Source organism: Pedobacter sp. AJM (assembly GCF_002197755.1).
Lineage (GTDB): Bacteria > Bacteroidota > Bacteroidia > Sphingobacteriales > Sphingobacteriaceae > Pedobacter.
This window is the reverse complement of sequence record NZ_NHOT01000004.1, coordinates 15,707-32,755: the sequence shown is the minus strand read 5'-3', so window position 1 is coordinate 32,755 and position 17,049 is coordinate 15,707. Positions and strand designations below refer to the sequence as shown.

The 17,049-nt window shown below is 38.8% G+C and carries 19 protein-coding genes; 5 read left to right on the top strand and 14 right to left on the bottom strand.

What is annotated here, in order from left to right; translation table 11 throughout:
* Window positions 1-247: 247 nt before the first annotated feature.
* The 3 genes from CBW18_RS21865 to CBW18_RS21380 form a co-directional block, all read right to left on the bottom strand.
* Window positions 248-484: an OB-fold nucleic acid binding domain-containing protein gene (locus tag CBW18_RS21865; protein WP_371566750.1), complete on the bottom strand. Its 237-nt coding sequence runs from the start codon at window positions 482-484 to the stop codon at window positions 248-250.
* Between the two features lie 79 nt (window positions 485-563).
* The gene (locus tag CBW18_RS11060; protein ID WP_088301404.1) at window positions 564-746 is read right to left on the bottom strand and encodes a hypothetical protein; all 183 of its coding nucleotides are present in this window, start codon (window positions 744-746) and stop codon (window positions 564-566) included.
* 47 nt (window positions 747-793) lie between these two features.
* Window positions 794-967 (bottom strand): hypothetical protein, encoded by a 174-nt coding sequence (locus CBW18_RS21380; protein ID WP_172406500.1) that lies wholly within the window; start codon window positions 965-967, stop codon window positions 794-796.
* Between the two features lie 359 nt (window positions 968-1,326).
* Here CBW18_RS21380 and CBW18_RS11055 point away from each other — a divergent pair, with 359 nt between their 5' ends.
* The 3 genes from CBW18_RS11055 (at window position 1,327) to dapB (ending at window position 4,022) form a co-directional block, all read left to right on the top strand.
* Window positions 1,327-2,226, top strand: a complete 900-nt coding sequence (locus CBW18_RS11055; RefSeq protein WP_172406499.1) for an MBL fold metallo-hydrolase — start codon at window positions 1,327-1,329, stop codon at window positions 2,224-2,226.
* A 99-nt stretch (window positions 2,227-2,325) separates the two neighbouring features.
* The gene (locus CBW18_RS11050) at window positions 2,326-3,201 is read left to right on the top strand and encodes a helix-turn-helix domain-containing protein (RefSeq protein WP_088301402.1); all 876 of its coding nucleotides are present in this window, start codon (window positions 2,326-2,328) and stop codon (window positions 3,199-3,201) included.
* Between the two features lie 14 nt (window positions 3,202-3,215).
* Window positions 3,216-4,022, top strand: coding sequence for a 4-hydroxy-tetrahydrodipicolinate reductase (gene dapB / locus CBW18_RS11045; RefSeq protein WP_088301401.1), 807 nt, complete (start codon window positions 3,216-3,218; stop codon window positions 4,020-4,022).
* Window positions 4,023-4,200: 178 nt separating this feature from the next.
* Here the strand turns inward: dapB and CBW18_RS21860 are convergent, their stop codons facing one another.
* From CBW18_RS21860 to CBW18_RS11025, 5 genes are all read right to left on the bottom strand, one after another.
* The gene (locus CBW18_RS21860; RefSeq protein WP_371566744.1) at window positions 4,201-4,524 is read right to left on the bottom strand and encodes a helix-turn-helix domain-containing protein; all 324 of its coding nucleotides are present in this window, start codon (window positions 4,522-4,524) and stop codon (window positions 4,201-4,203) included.
* 236 nt (window positions 4,525-4,760) lie between these two features.
* On the bottom strand, window positions 4,761-5,123 hold the full coding sequence (locus CBW18_RS21855) for a hypothetical protein (protein WP_371566741.1): 363 nt from the start codon (window positions 5,121-5,123) through the stop codon (window positions 4,761-4,763).
* Between the two features lies 1 nt (window position 5,124).
* The gene (locus CBW18_RS11035; RefSeq protein WP_088301400.1) at window positions 5,125-5,490 is read right to left on the bottom strand and encodes a hypothetical protein; all 366 of its coding nucleotides are present in this window, start codon (window positions 5,488-5,490) and stop codon (window positions 5,125-5,127) included.
* Between the two features lie 324 nt (window positions 5,491-5,814).
* Window positions 5,815-6,762: an alpha/beta fold hydrolase gene (locus tag CBW18_RS11030; RefSeq protein WP_088301399.1), complete on the bottom strand. Its 948-nt coding sequence runs from the start codon at window positions 6,760-6,762 to the stop codon at window positions 5,815-5,817.
* A complete protein-coding gene (locus CBW18_RS11025; protein WP_088301398.1) occupies window positions 6,759-7,130 on the bottom strand; it encodes a DoxX family protein in 372 nt (123 codons plus the stop codon). The genes CBW18_RS11030 and CBW18_RS11025 overlap by 4 nt, the downstream gene beginning before the upstream one ends.
* Before the next feature lie 96 nt (window positions 7,131-7,226).
* Between CBW18_RS11025 and CBW18_RS11020 the strand changes: the two genes are divergently transcribed.
* Window positions 7,227-7,622 carry a helix-turn-helix domain-containing protein gene (locus CBW18_RS11020; protein WP_088301397.1) on the top strand — a complete coding sequence of 132 codons (396 nt, stop codon included), beginning with the start codon at window positions 7,227-7,229 and terminating at the stop codon, window positions 7,620-7,622.
* A 47-nt stretch (window positions 7,623-7,669) separates the two neighbouring features.
* Here the strand turns inward: CBW18_RS11020 and CBW18_RS11015 are convergent, their stop codons facing one another.
* The 4 genes from CBW18_RS11015 to CBW18_RS11005 form a co-directional block, all read right to left on the bottom strand.
* Complete coding sequence (locus CBW18_RS11015; RefSeq protein WP_088301396.1) at window positions 7,670-8,584, bottom strand: AraC family transcriptional regulator; 915 nt, start codon at window positions 8,582-8,584, stop codon at window positions 7,670-7,672.
* Between the two features lie 132 nt (window positions 8,585-8,716).
* Window positions 8,717-9,694, bottom strand: a complete 978-nt coding sequence (locus CBW18_RS11010; protein ID WP_088301395.1) for an aldo/keto reductase — start codon at window positions 9,692-9,694, stop codon at window positions 8,717-8,719.
* Window positions 9,695-11,278: 1,584 nt separating this feature from the next.
* Entirely contained in the window at window positions 11,279-11,491 is a 213-nt protein-coding gene (locus CBW18_RS21245; RefSeq protein ID WP_140418666.1) for a hypothetical protein, read from the bottom strand.
* Between the two features lie 16 nt (window positions 11,492-11,507).
* On the bottom strand, window positions 11,508-11,792 hold the full coding sequence (locus CBW18_RS11005; protein WP_088301394.1) for a hypothetical protein: 285 nt from the start codon (window positions 11,790-11,792) through the stop codon (window positions 11,508-11,510).
* 1,425 nt (window positions 11,793-13,217) lie between these two features.
* Here CBW18_RS11005 and CBW18_RS11000 point away from each other — a divergent pair.
* A complete protein-coding gene (locus CBW18_RS11000; protein ID WP_088301393.1) occupies window positions 13,218-13,565 on the top strand; it encodes a hypothetical protein in 348 nt (115 codons plus the stop codon).
* 234 nt (window positions 13,566-13,799) lie between these two features.
* Here CBW18_RS11000 and CBW18_RS10995 read toward each other — a convergent pair whose 3' ends face one another.
* Both CBW18_RS10995 and galB read right to left on the bottom strand, forming a co-directional pair.
* Window positions 13,800-14,234: a hypothetical protein gene (locus CBW18_RS10995; RefSeq protein ID WP_088301392.1), complete on the bottom strand. Its 435-nt coding sequence runs from the start codon at window positions 14,232-14,234 to the stop codon at window positions 13,800-13,802.
* A gap of 262 nt (window positions 14,235-14,496) precedes the next feature.
* A complete protein-coding gene (gene galB, locus CBW18_RS10990; RefSeq protein ID WP_088301391.1) occupies window positions 14,497-16,920 on the bottom strand; it encodes a beta-galactosidase GalB in 2,424 nt (807 codons plus the stop codon).
* Window positions 16,921-17,049 lie beyond the last annotated feature (129 nt).

Genomic DNA, 17,049 nt, shown 5'->3' with positions numbered 1-17,049 from the left:
CAACTGTTCGGGTGAGGAGTTTTTTCGGATTTCGATATTATATTCCTTCTCTGCAATATCGATCATCATATCGAATATAATTGCTTTTTTATCAGCTCCTGTATTCTGAGCAGCTAGAAAGGCCTTTGTTTCTCCAGAAGCTTAATTTTGGCTTCTAACTCCAGTATTTTCTGTTCGGGTATCTTAGGCATATGAGACGGGGTTTGATTCTCCCAATCAAATTTACCATATTTTCTCAACCAGCCCACTATGGTCGAGCGAGACTGGAGGTGTCGTCCTTAATAGTCAGCCGTTTAAGCCGCTTGGTGAAATCAAAGCATTTGGATACGATCACGTGTACCACTTCGCCTTCTTTTTGCACCTTTCCCTCAACCATCAACAGGCGTGAATGAAGGATTTCTTTTCTGTATGTTTCAAAGAGCTTCTCGAACATTACAAGGTTTGAAAACCCGGTCTCGTCCTCGATGGTGATAAAAGCAGACACCACCAGCTGTTCCAGGTCGCTGTCTGACGATCACCAGTCCCGCTACTTTCGCCATTCTTCCGTTTTCGATATTGTGAATTTACTGCGAGAATTTGACGTTGGAGAGTTTCAGCTTTTCACGGACCAAACTTAACGGATGTGCTTTCAAAGAAAATGGAGTAGAGGCGTAATACTGCATAATGTGTTCACCTTTGCTCATCAGCGGAAGCTGGATCTGTTGTTCTTTGTCCGATTCTGAAGGCTGGCCTTCAAACAGTGCCATAGGTCTGTCTTTTAGTACAGATACTTTCCAAAGCACTTGTCTGCGATCTAATCCCATCGACCTAAAACATCTGCACCGGCAGGCCTTTCCAGAGCGCCCAAAGAAACTCTTGCATGCAATAACGAATGGAGGTTGTGGTCGCCAGAGCCCCGCCCTAGAACCAATGCTTCCACATCATCTTGCTTAATGCCTGATATTTGCCTAAAGCCCAGTCTTAGCACACAATGTCTAAATTGGTTAATGAATTCTGAGTAGGTTTTCCATTTAACAGTTCAATGGTCAATCGTTAGCAATGATATATTCTAAACAACTGGTGCCACAAATTATCGAATGTTGGCCAACTATCATTCAGCCTCCCCAAATAGTGCTGCAACAAGTTTATATTCTCTTATGACATAAAACCCTCAATTACAAGTTAATAAATAATTGGTTTCTAACCATTTCTATATCCTCCTCGTTTAACGGCGGAAAAGTATCATTGAATCGCCGGTTTCAACCTTTTTTGGAAAGGCATTATGATGCAATTTTGTCTGGTTAAAACAATAACAAGATGAACATCAATATTTTAAATCCTTTCATAATGAAAACATTTAAAAATCTGTCTGCAACGTTAGGCTTGGTCGCAGGCATAACCTGTTTTTCAGTTCAGGCACAAACTGTTAAAAGCTTTAATCGTAAAGACTTGAAGCTTACCTACTATAGTGCTACCGAAGCCAATTTTGGTGTTAGCTCCGTACTTGTCAGCGGTAAAACTGATGCGATCCTGTTTGACGCACAATTTTCGGTGCCCGATGCGGAAAGGCTGACCGCTGAAATTAAAAAAAGCGGTAAGCACCTAAAAGCGATTTTTATCACTTACGGTGACCCCGATTATTATTTCGGTCTTGAAGTCATAAAAAAGAGTTATCCTGATGTGCCTGTTTATTCAACAGCGCCGATCATTGAACACATTAAAGCTACTTACAAAGAAAAGTTAACCTACTGGGGAAACTTGTATAAAGATGCCGCACCCAAAACAGCCACTATTCCAACAGTCTATACCAAGGCCGAACTGACCCTTGAAGGTAAAAAGCTGGAGATCGTTAAAGTGCCAGGTGCGCCTGACCGCAGCTTTATCTGGATTCCATCGGAAAAAGCAGTGATCGGCGGCATCAACGTATTTGGTAATGACATTCATGTTTGGACCGCCGATGATGCCACGGCTGCTAAGCGCGCCCTTTGGATAAAAGCATTGGATCAAATAGCGGGTTATAAGCCGGTAATCGTCATTCCGGGACACTTTGGCAACAAAGCGGAATTAAATTTAGCTTCGGTAAGTTTCACTAAGGCCTATTTGCAAACCTATAACCAGTTATTAAAATCAAATAAAACTTCGCAATCGTTGATTACCGCACTCGAAGCAAAATACCCAAATCTGGAGAATAAAAGCGCGCTGGAACTGAGCGCAAAGGTGAGCACAGGCGAAATGGAATGGAAATAGCCGCAGTGGTAAGCCTTCTTTAGCATAAATTATTTATAATGATGTGAAAAAAACATCCTGCCGGCTATCTTTGATCAAAGATTAAACGAATCCCGATCAATGCCGGCAACTATAAAAAAATATGAATTCAAGGAAGGCTTACCTCATGAATTTGAAATTCTGGATTTGGAAACGGTATTCCATTTTGCATCCGATACATTAACCGTACCGCACCGGACTGGTTTCTATCACATCATTTGGTTTGAAAGGGGTGAGGCTGATCATTTGATTGATTTCAATCCTGTTCATGTTTCGGCTAATACCATTTTATTTCTCAATAAAGATATTGTGCATTGCTTTGATCCTGGAGGAAACTTTGCGGGAAAGATGATCTTATTTACGGATGGTTTTTATTGCAGAAACGAACAGGATGCCAGATTTTTAAAAAGTTCAGTACTTTTTAATGCCATTCATGGCACAACCCAGATCCATATTGAGGGTAAGCTGGTTGAGGTGTTAAACGAGCTTATTGTTTTAATGAACGAAGAAGCTGAAAAAAGTAAAGACTCCAGACAGTCTGAAATTATGCAAAATTTTCTACATAACTTCCTGCTGCTTTCGGAACGTGAACAGAGTCATCAACCTACCAGTGAAAGGGCTAAGGGCCCGGATTATGAACTCGTATTGCTGTTTAAGGATCTCCTTGAATGTGGATTTCTGCAACGCAGATTGATTAGTGATTATGCCAGGGAAATGTTTGTAACCGAAAAACGGTTGAACCAGGCCACATCAAAAATATTAGGGAAAACGGCAAAAGCTGTTACCAACGACCGCATGGTTCTGGAAGCTAAGCGCTTGTTATCGCACACCGCTAAAAGCGTTAAAGAAATTAGTTACAGACTTGGCTTTGAAGAGCCTACGAATTTTATAAAGTATTTCCGGAAACATAATGGTCTGACACCTGTTGAATTCAGGGAGAAATATGCAATTAAATAAGCAAAAAGGACATCATGATTAAAGTATTTATAGCAGGAGGAACGGGCTGGGCTGGTTCTGAACTCAGCAAAGCGGTATTCAAGCACCCAAATATGCAATTGACCGGTGTACTATCCCGTACGCATGCAGGAAAAAATCTGGCAGAAATGCTTGATTTGGGTACAGCACATATCCCTATTTTTGATCATATGGAGACCGCACTTCAAGAAGTCGAATTTGATGTTCTTGTAGAATATACCACACCGGCGGTGGCTAAGATCAATATAACTGCAGCAATAAAGAAAGGTAAAAGCGTAGTGATAGGAACGTCAGGATTGATTGCCGATGACTATGTCGAGATTGAAAAAGCAACGGATGAAAACAACGCTTCTGTGTTGGCCGTAGGAAACTTTGCAATTACCGTTGTCCTGCTGCAAAAATTTGCGGAGATCGCAGCCAATTACATTCCAAACTTCGAAATTCTTGATTATGCACACGAAGACAAAATTGATTCCCCAAGCGGTACGGCCAGGGAATTAGCACATCGTTTATCAACGCAACGCAGACCGAATGTTCATATTTCTGAAGACGAATTGGTCGGGGAAAAAGCAAGCCGGGGCGCTGATTTGGATGGCGTGCAAGTGCATTCCATCAGGCTTCCAGGGCATGTGATATCAATTGAAGCTATCTTTGGATTAAAAGATGAAAAATTAACCCTAAGACATGATTCTGGAACTAGTGCAGAACCTTACGTTAAAGGCGCACTACTTGCGATTGAGAAGGTTGGAACTTTTAAGGGATTTAAAAGAGGGCTTGATTCCGTAATGGACTTAAAACTATAGCCTTTGCAAGATTGAAGGCATAGTTGTATGTTTTGTTAAACTGGTCCGTTAATATCCAATTAAACTGAACATCCAAACTGGTCATTTGGCTCTGATTGGGGATCAATGATCTGTCGTTACAGCAGGCTGGTGAAGGGAAAATGGTGGAAGTTATTGCAATGGCAAATTGTAGAATACCTCAATAATTAAATGAGTTTCGGAACTGCAAAGGAGAAAGGTTGGTTTTTGCCTTGAATAATTTGGTGAACGATTGTGGATGGCCGAAGCCAAGTTCATAAGCAATCTGGCTTATTGATAAATCTGTACCTGATAATTTTTCTTTTGCTTTTTCTATCAGTTTACCATGAATGTGCTGTTGTGTACTTTGGCCGGTCAATACTTTTAATACATCACTTAAGTAATTGGGTGAAATATTTAACGCATCTGCAATGAACTGAACAGATGGCAATCCTTTTGCAATCAGATCATCATTACTGAAATATTTTAAGAGCGCGTTTTCCAAGCGACTTAATATTTGATGATTCTTTTTTTTCCGGGTAATAAACTGCCGGTGATAAAACCTTTCTGAAAAATTGAGCAGTGTCTCAATTTGCGAAATGATAATTTGCTGGCTGAACTGATCAATATTAAACTGATATTCCTGCCGGATGCTCTTAATTATATTTACGATTTTTTTTTCTTCCTTAATGGAAAGATGTAGAGCCTCGTTTACTGAATAATTGAAGAATTCATATTGCTTTATGATTTAGCCAAAGTCGTATTCCATATGAAATCAGGGTGAATCAGTATGATCCAGCCCGAAGGTTTCAGTGATTCACCTCTTTCTACCTCAATGCTGAAAACCTGACCAGGTGCCATAAAAAATAATACGCCTTCATCAAAATCACTCTCCAATTGGCCATATTTGAATTTTGCATTGGAGATTCGTTTAAGATAGATGGAATAGAAATCGAATATAAAACTTACCGGTTCATTAAAGGGCCTTTGTATAAAAGCATCAAAATTGGTTACACTTAATAATGGATGTTCAGGTCTTTGCAGTCCCGTCAAGCGATGAAATTCGGATATACTTTTAAGAACATGCAGTTTTGAATTGTTCATGCTATCGTTTTATAAAAAATGTTGAAACAAGAACCAAACATAAAAATAGCTCTGCCACAATTGAACGGATAACACCCGTATTAACCCGCCCGGTCAATAGATCTAAAATACCAGAAATAGCCAGGAATCCTGAGATCGCAGAAATCCCAATTATAATGGTCTGTTCTTTTGACATCCCTGTCAAGGATAAAAATAATAAAACTGAAAGTCCAAGGTAAATGGCACCAAGTCGCCGGGCTAAAACCCCGGTTGAATCTATTGATTCCAGCCCCCATTCCTTGAGTATAGCGTCACTTGCAAATATAAAACGGCATCCCAGACCGATGATGGCTAAAGCGATAATGATTACAACATATTTATAATACATAAGATGGTTTTTTAAAGGGTTAAGGTGTTCTTTTTAATTTTTAAAATCTAAAAAAAACTACTATAAAAGATCGCGCAAATACAATTACTAAAAGAGGTAATATTCTGTAATCCCTCCTTTTAAGACGAATCATATAATCGAAAACATGATCAAAGGAAAAACAACTTCATTACTGCTAAATGCTTGTGGTAATTAAAATATAAAAATAAATAATAATAAACCGGCTTTATTAACCGATTCTCCGAATGACTTAGCCAAAAAGGGGAATAGTGTAAAAAGGCTTGATTACAGCACTTAGTTTTGTTTATCAAAAATACCAAGCTGCTATTTTTCTTCAATTTTCCCAAGTTTATCTGAATCTTCTGAAAGCGCTTTAATTGCATCACGCCAGAATGTATCTTCAGGATGAAGTTTTGACCTGAAATAAGCATAGCTCATTTTTTGAACTAAGCCAACTCTTTCCGGGTTTTCATCGGTTGTCTCCTGGGCACCGTATCCGGTGATACCGCCCAGCATATGCTCGCCATCTGTCAGTGTTAGCAGGGCATCGGCTCCCGGGCTAAGATAGTAAGCTTCCGTAAACCATTCAGGCCCTAACACCGTAAGGGGCGAATGATCATTGTCACCAGCAGCTACAAAGGTTGGGGTCAAAAGTTCGTCGAAGGTCTGATCCAGGTAGGTAAAATGTTTTTTGGCAAATTCGCTGAGTGCGTCGCCGCCACGGCCACCCGCGCTCAGCAGTACTCCAGCCTTTATACGCTCGTCACGCAAGTTCTCACCCAACGCTCCGTCTAAACCGTTAACCCTTGAACCCAATAGCAGTCCTACGGTATGCGAGCCAAATGAATGGCCTGCCGCAAAGACCTGGTTCCTGTCAAAGCGCCCTTCAATGCCGGTCGTCGCCTTTTCAATAGCATCCAATTGATCAAGTACAAGTTTTACATCGGTTACTCGTTGCCGCCAGATAAAGGAAGATGTAGGATTGGCCAGATAGGCGTTGATCGCATCATGGTGACTGGCATCCGGTATACCCAATAATGTTTTGGAATCCAGGAAAGTGGGCTGAATGACTACGAATCCCCGCGCAGCCCAATAATTTACCAAGGGATCATACCCGTAAGCAGACGAGCCAAAGCCATGTGCAAAAAGAATCAAAGGCAACTCCGTACTGGTAACAGGTGCGGTTAACCGCACCTCAAGCGGATGTTCGCGTCCCGGAGCAGCTAAAATGATAGCATTCGTTGTTTGAATATCAAATATTGGCTCTTTCATTTTTTTAAGTTATTTAATTTGTGGAAACTGATATATGAAACTAACACCAGTGAAAGCAATAGTAAAGGCGCGATTAGATTAAATACCGGATCATGGACAAAGAAGTGCGCCAGGAATGCCGAAAAGAAATTGACAAAAAAACCGAAATAAGCCCATTCTTTAACTCGGGCAGGGATTACAGGTATGCCCAAAGCTATTGCGCCAAACAATTTAGCGATGCTCAATTCTACACGGAACCAGTCAGGAAAACCGATGTGTGCGAAGGCAATTTTTAGTGCCGGATTAAAAGTGTAGTTAATAACGGATGCCAGCATGCCTAGAACGACCAGGCCTGTGGAGATCCAATAGATTGTTTTTAGTGACTTCATTGATATTAGTATTGATTTACCAAGGCAAAACTACAGCCATAATAGTATATATTTGTAATGGGTTTACTAAAAGAAACCAGTTACCCGGAGTAAACTATGTCAACTAAATTAAATAAAGAAGATTTTGATCAAGAGATATGCGGAGCACACCATATGGCCATACGTGATACCATGGATATTTTGAATGGTAAATGGAAGATCCGTATTATCGGTATGCTCAGCTTCGGCCCAAGAAGGTTTATGGAACTCAAGAGTGGCATTGAGGGTATTGCAGCAAAGATGTTATCCAAAGAATTGCGGGATCTCGAAGTTAACGGTCTGGTTACACGAACCGTATTGAATACTAAACCGATCACTGTAGAATATGAACTGAGTCGTTACGGATATTCCCTCAAACCTGTTATTGATGGAATTGCTGCCTGGGGAATCGAACACCGAAAAACAATCATTAATATGACCAAAGGAAGGGTATCTGAACATCACAAATGTTAGCTATGACAAATAGCTGGATAGAAGCAGCCATTGGTATTCCCACGTCTTTAATTAAATGACTGCCTGAACTCAAGAGGTGAAACGTTTGTCTTTGTTTTAAAAACTTTGCTGAACGACTGTGGATGTTCAAAGCCTAACGCATAAGCAATTTCCGAAACGGATAAATTTGTAGTTGACAATTTTTCTTTGGCTTTTTCTATGATTGCATGTTGAATGTATTGTTGTGTATTCAGCCCCGTTAATGCACTCAACATATCACTTAAATAGCGTTGGGATAGCTTTAATGTTGTGCTGATATGTTTCACGGATGGTAAACCGTTTTTCAGACTATTTTCGCCTTCAAAATACTTGCCTAGAAGTTGGTCCAAAGCACTTATGATGTCATGATGGATGGCTTTCCTTGTAATAAATTGCCTGTTGTAAAAACGATTGCTATAATTCAACAACAATTCTATTTGCGAGACCAACACATCCTGGCTAAAATTGTCAATATTGTTATTTAATTCATCGGCTATTGAAGCAAATAAATTCGCTATAACTTCTTTTTCTTTTGCCGACAAAAATAAGGCTTCGGAAACATCGTAAGAAAAAAAACCATATTGATTCATTGTACTTCCTAATGGATAATTTCTGATAAAGTCTGAATGAAAATATAAAGCAATACCCTCATAGCTTTCTATATCTTCTGGTGGATAAACAATTTGTTTTGGCTTAAAAAATGCTAATCCGCCTTCTTCAAAATCATAATATGCCTGTCCGTATTTTATTTGTCCTGCAAACGTCGGTTTAAAGGAAATTTTGTAAAAATCTAAACTCGTTTTTTGGCCTTTTGGAAACCTATCGATCGAAACGTTATTGTAATCCACCAATGCAATCAAGGGCTGCAAGGGAGCAGGAAGTCCCAATACCCTAACAAGTTGGGATATGCTTCTAATCTGATTTATATTTTTTTGTCTTTGCATTTCTTTGGTTACAAATGTAATTACTTTGTTTTGATGGATATATGCTGATGTCCGCGTTATAAAATTTTATGTGCAAGCTCACTATTGGTCTTGCACACAGAATTATTTTCGCTCACAAAATGTTTTGCCTGATTATCTGTCTATTTGTTTTTCTAAAACTTCGGGATAGCGTTCGCCCACAAGTTTAATCTCATTTACTGTTGTGTTAATTTTTGCAAGTTCATCGGCGGTAAGGACAATATTTGTACTGCCAATGTTTTCCTCCAAACGATGTAGCTTTGTAGTCCCTGGTATTGGTGCTATCCAGGGCTTTTGAGCTAAAAGCCAAGCCAAAGCCAATTGGCTCGTGGTAACATTTTTATGTTTTGCTATCTCCGTGAGTGCGTCCAGTAGAGCCATATTGGCTTTTATGTTCTCTTCGCTGAAACGAGGAATTATATTTCTACGGTCGACATCAGGTAATTTTGAAGTTATTGCACCCGCGAGGAATCCTTTCCCAAGCGGACTAAACGGAACGAAACCAATTCCTAACTCTTCTAATGTTGGTATGATTTCATTTTCAGGTTCACGCCAAAACAAAGAGTATTCACTTTGTAACGCTGATACAGGTTGAACTGAATGTGCTTTGCGGATAGTTTTTGAACTTGCTTCGGACAAACCGAAAAATTTTACTTTACCTTCCTGTATCAAGTCTTTTACCGTACCTGCAACATCTTCTATAGGGATATTGGGATCAACTCTGTGCTGATATAGCAGATCAATGTAATCTGTTTTTAGTCTTTTTAATGACGCCTCGGTTACTGCCCTGATGGTTTCTGGTCTGCTGTCTAACCCTGTTGTTGGTCTGGCATCTTTACAACCAAATTTCGTAGCTATAACAACGTCTTTTCTATGTGGCTGTAATCCTTCGCCGACAATTTCTTCATTTGTGTAAGGTCCGTAGGCTTCAGCGGTATCAAAAAATGTGATTCCTCTTTCAACTGAGTCGCGCAGTAATTTTATGGCATCTTTTTTATCAAGGCCCTTACCGTCTAAAAAGTTTAAACCCATACAGCCAAAGCCTAACGCTGAAACTTTAAGCCCACTGCTCCCTAAAATTCTTTTTTGCATAATTCTTTTGAATTGTTTTTAAGACTGAATAAATATCAGGAACAAAATTCTTAATTGCCGTTCTACAAAAAGTAGTTGGATTGGTAATTGTTGTAGTCAAATTTTCAAACGTTTTTTAAAAACTATAATTTAATCGGCCACATTGATTTAATAATTTCGGAGTCAAGCCCAATCATTGGATTAAGTTCGGAAGCGTCATAATTGTCTGGTGCAGTGAAATAAAACCAGAATTATTAACAAAAGCCTCACAGCAGTTCGGTTTTCGTCTGTTTTTTCATTTGTATATTGCGCGTAAATCCTTTGGTATTTCAATTTTATATTATTCCTCTAATTTGTCCAATTGTGAATAGTCCAAAGGGTAATTAAGTTCCAAATAAAATTCAGGTCTTAGTGTCGACAATAGCTGTCTAATTGTTCGATTATTATGTCCATCCGTGTTGTTTATGTTTCGGCTTCTGCAATTGATTGGGATATTTATTGAACTGTAACAGATTTAATGCAAACAAGTTTCATTGCTTACTTAGATGGTAATCAGTTATTATTCAAGTCACCTATTTATTTTTTTTGCCAAATTAGAACTATAAAGTCCTTTACCTTTTAAGTTGCATGCTATGAAAAAATTCAAAAACACCAGCTATTTAATTTTATTGTGCATAACACCGCTTTTTTACGCTTGTTCTTCCTCAGGAGATATGAAAAAAGATATTGAAGGGAAATATGCTTCAGCAGGGGAGAATTATATGACCATTTTAAGGATACCCTACAGGTGAAATCCAATGACGAAGGTAAGTTTGATATGCAAATAGTAGCCAATTGGTCAGCAGCAAAACACGATGATCCTGAAAGGCCAAACAAAAACAAAAAAGCGGGGTCTGGAATTATTATGGTTCCGATCCGGTGGAAGTAGCAACATTTCAAGCCAGTGATACTACATTAAGGATTACAGAGCAAATAACAGGTAAAGTTAGAATATTTAAAGTCAATACTCAATAAAAGATCATCACTAAAGCTTTATTGGACGGCTCTAAAAAGATTTACAATAAAATCTCTGACTGATTTTTAATTTCACCCAATGCGTGTTGGTACATTAATTATTTAGAGGTTAGATACCATTGTAAAAAAGCATCTGCCCGCCCATGCTCATCTTGGAATCCAATCGGCCATTTTCCCGACTGAAATAATTTTAATTATATAGGTGTTACAAAATGAGTCAGGTAGGTTGAGCCTTAATTGATTTGTCAGGATGGTTATCCACCCGTTGAAATAAGAGGATAATATCGACTGGCTGTAATTCCCTGGCTCCCCTTACCTGAGTTTTTGAAAAGGTCAATGGGAATGTATTTTCAAATCCTTGATCGTAGAATGCCCAAGCGGTGCCATTATCCGCTTCACGCTTTTTACGAAATTAATATCTGTCGCTTTGATCATGATATGGGTTCTTTGTTATTACTTTTTCTGGCGCTCCGAAAATCTCTCAGCGATTCTGGAATTTTTAATCCCTAAATAATATTTTATAATCCAGGTAAGCCCGCTTTTCACCTGCCTTCTTCGTATCCTTAAACAGAGAAATGACCTCGGCAGCATTTAGGATAGAGAATTCTCGTTTCGCTTAGGGTAATCTACATGAAGATTGACAAGTAAAAAAATATCCTCGGTAATTTTTGTTTTGTAGACTGTCCAGCATAATGATGCGGAACTCTGGATGCCCTTTACGTTGTAGCCTAAGCGGCAAAGCTCGTCTGCCGCATAGAATTCTCTGGCGATACCAGTCTGTATTTTTTCTAGTTTAATGGCCATAGTCTTTTAGATAGTCTTATCTATGTGAGGCATAAGAATCCCAAAACTTTAGTGTCTGAAATTTACCATTTTGGTACGCCACAAGATATTTTCTAACCTTCTGATGATGTTCAATATGCTCGATACTTTTGTTGTGCATACTGTTGCGCTTAAAAAGTTCGACAAACCATACAAGTTCCAAACCATTCTTCTTCAATTTCTCCAAAAACAGTTTTTTCTTAATGACCACCATTTCTTGAATATTGTGACTTTCATCTTTATTCGCATGCAGGAATGCAATGACTTGCTCTTCTTTATTCAAGAACTAATTCTATCTATTTACACAATATCAGATAGTTGGCTTATTAATGCAGAAGTAATTTTAAGATATTCTTCGCCATTAATTGTGTTCTTTGTCACATCGGTGAGCGAATGCATTATTTCCTGCTCATCGTCGGTCTGATCATAATAATAAGTCGCTTGGTTGGTCTCGCCGATCCAGTTTATTCATGCCAAATCTGATGGATTGCTATGTGTTTGCGTCTGTGGAGCTGCCTGAAGCTGGTCGAGTCTCTCTAAAAAAGAGATCATTAGGGTGTTGTTGAATTTGGTATATCCAATTCATCTAGCTGTCCATTTGATGATGCATGCCCTTGCTTCAAGCATCTAAACACTAACACTTTAGATTCGTGAAAACCTGAATAATTATAAATGGCCAATTGTTCTATGGCGTCTCCATCAATGTAAAAATCTGATTCGTTGAATTTCAACTATGACTTAAAATCAAAGTCAGGCTCCATTTCAATCTGACTCTTTATAAATTCTGCAGGAGATTCACTTTCCTCCAATTCTTTAATGAGGGAATCTTTCAATACCCAGGAGAGTTGTTATAACGTCGAATTTATATTTCTTAAGCTTCTATCCTGATCTTCAATGATTTTTCAGCTTCAGCATTTCTTTTTTTACCGAGGTTGCTTTGTTCTTTCTCAATTTTGGTTTGGTAATCAAAAATTTCCTTTTCTTTCTTAGCAATCTTAGATTCTATATCTGCTATTTTCTAAATTTGGCAATTCCCTAAAAGCAAAAACCCTGCTAATCGTGCGATTGCAGGGTTTTATACGTTTTGATAGTCTTTGGTGTGAACCTCACTGACATTTTCTCGAACACTTTTGTATCCGATTTAAAACACATAATTGATTTAGTTGATGAATTGGATGATAATCATTGAAAGGTGTCTACTAGAGTTTTTTGTGATTTCAATACTAGAGTGGATAAACCAATTTATTGACCCCGTTCTACCAATTTTAGCTTTGGAGAAATCAGTTGTAAGTCCGTAGGTTATTGCTCCCTTAATTTTGGTGAGATGGGATCAATGACTTCTGGTTTTTTCAAGTTAAGCAGATTTCGTTAAAAGTCTATAACTATTATATAACCTTATATTAATATTGAATAAATATCTACTCATTAGATTAGCAAACTAGAAACTAGTTGAAATGCGAAGTCTTAACGCTACCGAATCCCATATGAGCAGTGGAACGGCTAAGTAAATTTAGGCGTAAACTTTTTACTTATAATATAATCAATATTTTCTTCAGCATGTGGTATATATGGACTTCTTTAAATAATAATCGAGTAGCTTTCAAAGTACCATTTAATATAGTAGATAATATTGATGCTCCATTTTCACTGATCGTTAAAACAATCATGGCCAATATTGTTAATAAATTATTTTTTATGTAATCAAGATATGAAATCACTATTAATTGCCATAACATTACTAATCTGTACAGTTCACTATTCTTTTTGCCAGAAAAAGGTTACCAAATTCTGCGAAGTTACAACACGCATAGGGGGACTTTCTGGAAATAAATTAAAGATTGAATTTATTTACGGAAAATCAGATTCACTGACGTCAATCAAGGGATCAAAGTTTGAAGAAATGCTAAAAAAGTTAACGGCAATGTCGGCTGTTCCAGATGTATTAGATTACATCTATTCTTTAGGATGGTCATTGGTTGGTGAAACTGCCGTTGGACCTATAAGCCACTTTTACTTCAAAAAAGAATTTGATGAATCAGAACTACTTAGTCATTGATTGGGTCTTATTCTTCTTGAATGGCCATGCGAAAGGATAGTGGTATTATGCATGGCTTGTTAAAGTTTCTGGTCTGTTAACAACCCTTCTGCGTTGTTTAAAATAAACTTGGCGATATAGGCGGTATAGTGGAAATGCCGAGTTTTCTACAAAGCTCGTGGCGCAGGGGTGCTTCATTAACCATATACCTATGATCTGGTCATTTTAAATTTGTGTGCAGCAATAATAAATGGATTATTTTTTACCTAGCCATATTCCGTAGAACATCAGTATGGATCCTACAAAAAAAACAGTTCTGTACATCAGCTTGATTCCAGACTTATTGTTTAATGCGAACCTGATCAGATTTCGGCTGGTATTCACCGCATTTTCTGTTTCCTGAAAATGAAACAGTTTTCGGGTCATCACCTCTGCGGAGATCATAACCAGATTCTGTAGCATCATGACCACCAGGCTAAGCATCACTGCAAAATAAATATCCTGAAACTGTTGATCTGCTTGAAAATCAAGAAGTCGTAACAGGTAAACACCTGCCAGCATCAGCACAGGAACCATTAATAAGCTGATAGCATATGATATAGCTGCAGTTTTTGGCTTAAGTAAATTATTAACTTTAAAAATAAGGATGAAGTTGATGATGATGCAGAGTATAAAAAACAAGGTTTTCATCCATTTTTTTAGTTTGGTGCAAATTAAGGTTTAATATTCACTATTTACCAATTACCAGATCATACGGATAATGGATTGTATCCGAATCAATAGTATATTGTTTTTAAAAAAAATACGCTCTTGATTAATATCCTTTCCACTGTTACTTTCTGAGCCTTGTTCTGATTGGGCGGTGGCAGGTACCCAAATAATGAGTTTGCCCTACACAGTAAAGTAAACTTATGCAATAAGCTAGCAGAACGTATTTGCATTACCAACTGGCTTATTTAATAGTAATTGGCAACGATGCGGGAGTTAGGCCATTGGCAGTTGCTGTTATCGTTACTGTGCCTGGTTTGTTTTTAGCACCAATAATCGCCAAGGCCAGCCCATTGAATGCTTTACGATGATCGGCTTTGAACGATTCTTGGCTGGTTTGGCTTCCATTATCAACACCTGCCAAGAAGCCATCGGCCCCTGATAATTTGAATTTGACATCATTATCAGCATTAGGCACCATTATACCGTTCTTATCTACAATTTTAACCGTGATAAAAGAAAGATCATGATCGTTTGAAAGTATGCTGCTCCTGTCGGCACTTAATTCGATCCTGGCTGGCTGGCCAGCGGTTTTAACTTCAGTGGTTTTTACAACTTTTCCATTTTTGCGTGATATGGCCTTTAAGGTACCCGGCTTATAGGTTACTTTCCATGCAATGTGCAGGCTGTCTCCTTGTTTTGATTTTGTACCCAATGATTTGCCGTTTAAGAACAGTTCAACCTCATCAGCATTACTGTAATAGGCCCAAACATCAACTACTTTGCCAGGTTGCCAGTTCCAGTGCGGCAAGATGTGTAGCACTGTTTTATTTGTCCATTCAGCCTGGTACAAATAGTAAACATCTTTAGGGAAGCCAGCCAGATCTACTATACCGAAGTATGAACTGCGGGATGGCCATTGGTAAGGCCATGGTTCGCCGATATAATCAAACCCGGTCCAAACAAACTGGCCAGACAGAAAAGCATGTTTTTTATATATTTTCAGGGTTTCTTCGTGGGTGTGACCCCAGGGTGCCGAAATATTATCATAAGCATTAACGGTATTATCGGCATTCATGGTCCAGTTTATCTTTTTGCCATTCACTACCCCACCTCCCGGCCACCGTTTAATGGTATCGGGCGAAGTATTGTAAACACCGCGGCTTTCCAGCGCTGAAGCAGTTTCGGTACCAATGAATTTTTTACCGGGGTAATCCTTCTGAAAAGCTGCGAGTTTATCGTTATGGTAATTGTAGCCTAAAAGGTCAACAGCGCCCGATTCGACAATTTTATTACCAGGGCCGGGTTCGTTATTACCTGTAGTGATTGGCCTTGTGGTATCCAATTCGTGGATGATACCGGCAAGCTCGCGGGCTATACGTGTCGCGCTGGTATCTCTTTGCTCGGGTATTTCATTTCCGATACTCCAGATCATTACTGAAGGGTGGTTCCTGTCGCGCAGTATCTGATCGGTCAGATCGCGCTTGTGCCATTCGTCAAAGAAAAGATGAGAATCATATTTAGGTCTCTTATGAATCTGCCATACATCAAATGCTTCATCCATAATTATAAAGCCCATGCGGTCTGCAAGGTCTAAAAACTGGGGTGCGGGTGGGTTGTGCGAGGTGCGTATCGCATTTACGCCCATTTCCTTTAGTATTTTAAACTGCCTTTCCAGCGCGTGCACATTAAATGCGGTGCCCAGCGCACCCAGGTCATGGTGTTGGCAAACGCCATTTATTTTCATGTAAACACCGTTTATGCTGAAGCCTTTATCCACATCAAAATTGAAATAACGAATACCCAGCGGTGTTTCATACTGATCAACAACAACATTATCCACCAATATTTTGGTTTGTACTTTATACAGGAATGGTTTGCTAACCGACCATAATACCGGGTTATTCACACCGAAATTTTGGCTTACAGTAGTAACTGTATCCTTTAAACTAATGCCTGTAAGGGTTTTGCTTGCTACCACTTTACCATTGGCATAAATGCTGCTAACAACAGTGGCAAGTTTAGTGTTACCTGCAGCGTTTTTGACGCTAACGCTCAGGTTAACATCGGCATGGCTGGCGCTTACCTTTGGTGTGGTTACAAAAGTGCCCCAATGGCTAACGGCAATTTTGTTGGTGCTGATCAGCCAGACATTGCGGTAAATACCAGAACCGGAATACCAGCGTGAATTTGGCTGCAATGAATTATCAACCTTTACAGTTATCACATTTTTTTTATCGCCATAATTTAAATGCGGTGTAAGCTCATATCTGAAACTTATATAACCGTTTGGTCTATAACCTAAATGATGGCCGTTGATCCACACCTCGCTTTTTTGATACACACCGTCAAAAGCAATATAAATCAATTTGCCTTTATCCGTTTGGGGGATGGTGAAGGTTTTACGGTACCAGCCTATACCACCTGGTAAAGCACCGCCTTCCACGGTGGCCGGGTTTTCTTTTTTAAATTCTTCTTCTATGCTCCAGTCATGAGGTAAATTTAATTTTCGCCAGCTGGCATCATTAAAATCAACATTTTGGCCGTCGGGTACGTCGCCCAGGTTAAACGTCCAGTTTTGATCAAAATCCATAACAGACCGCCCACTTTGCGCATGCACAATGACTGATAAACTGATCAGGATAAACAGGTATAATAATTTTTTCATTTTGGTTAGAAATAGTTATTAAATGTATCTATAACATTTATACTAACAAGTATTTTAGCGTAAATTATGTGTTATATTAGATTCATGCTTCTTGACCACCTTTTTCCGAGAAATAGAAATGCCAATTCT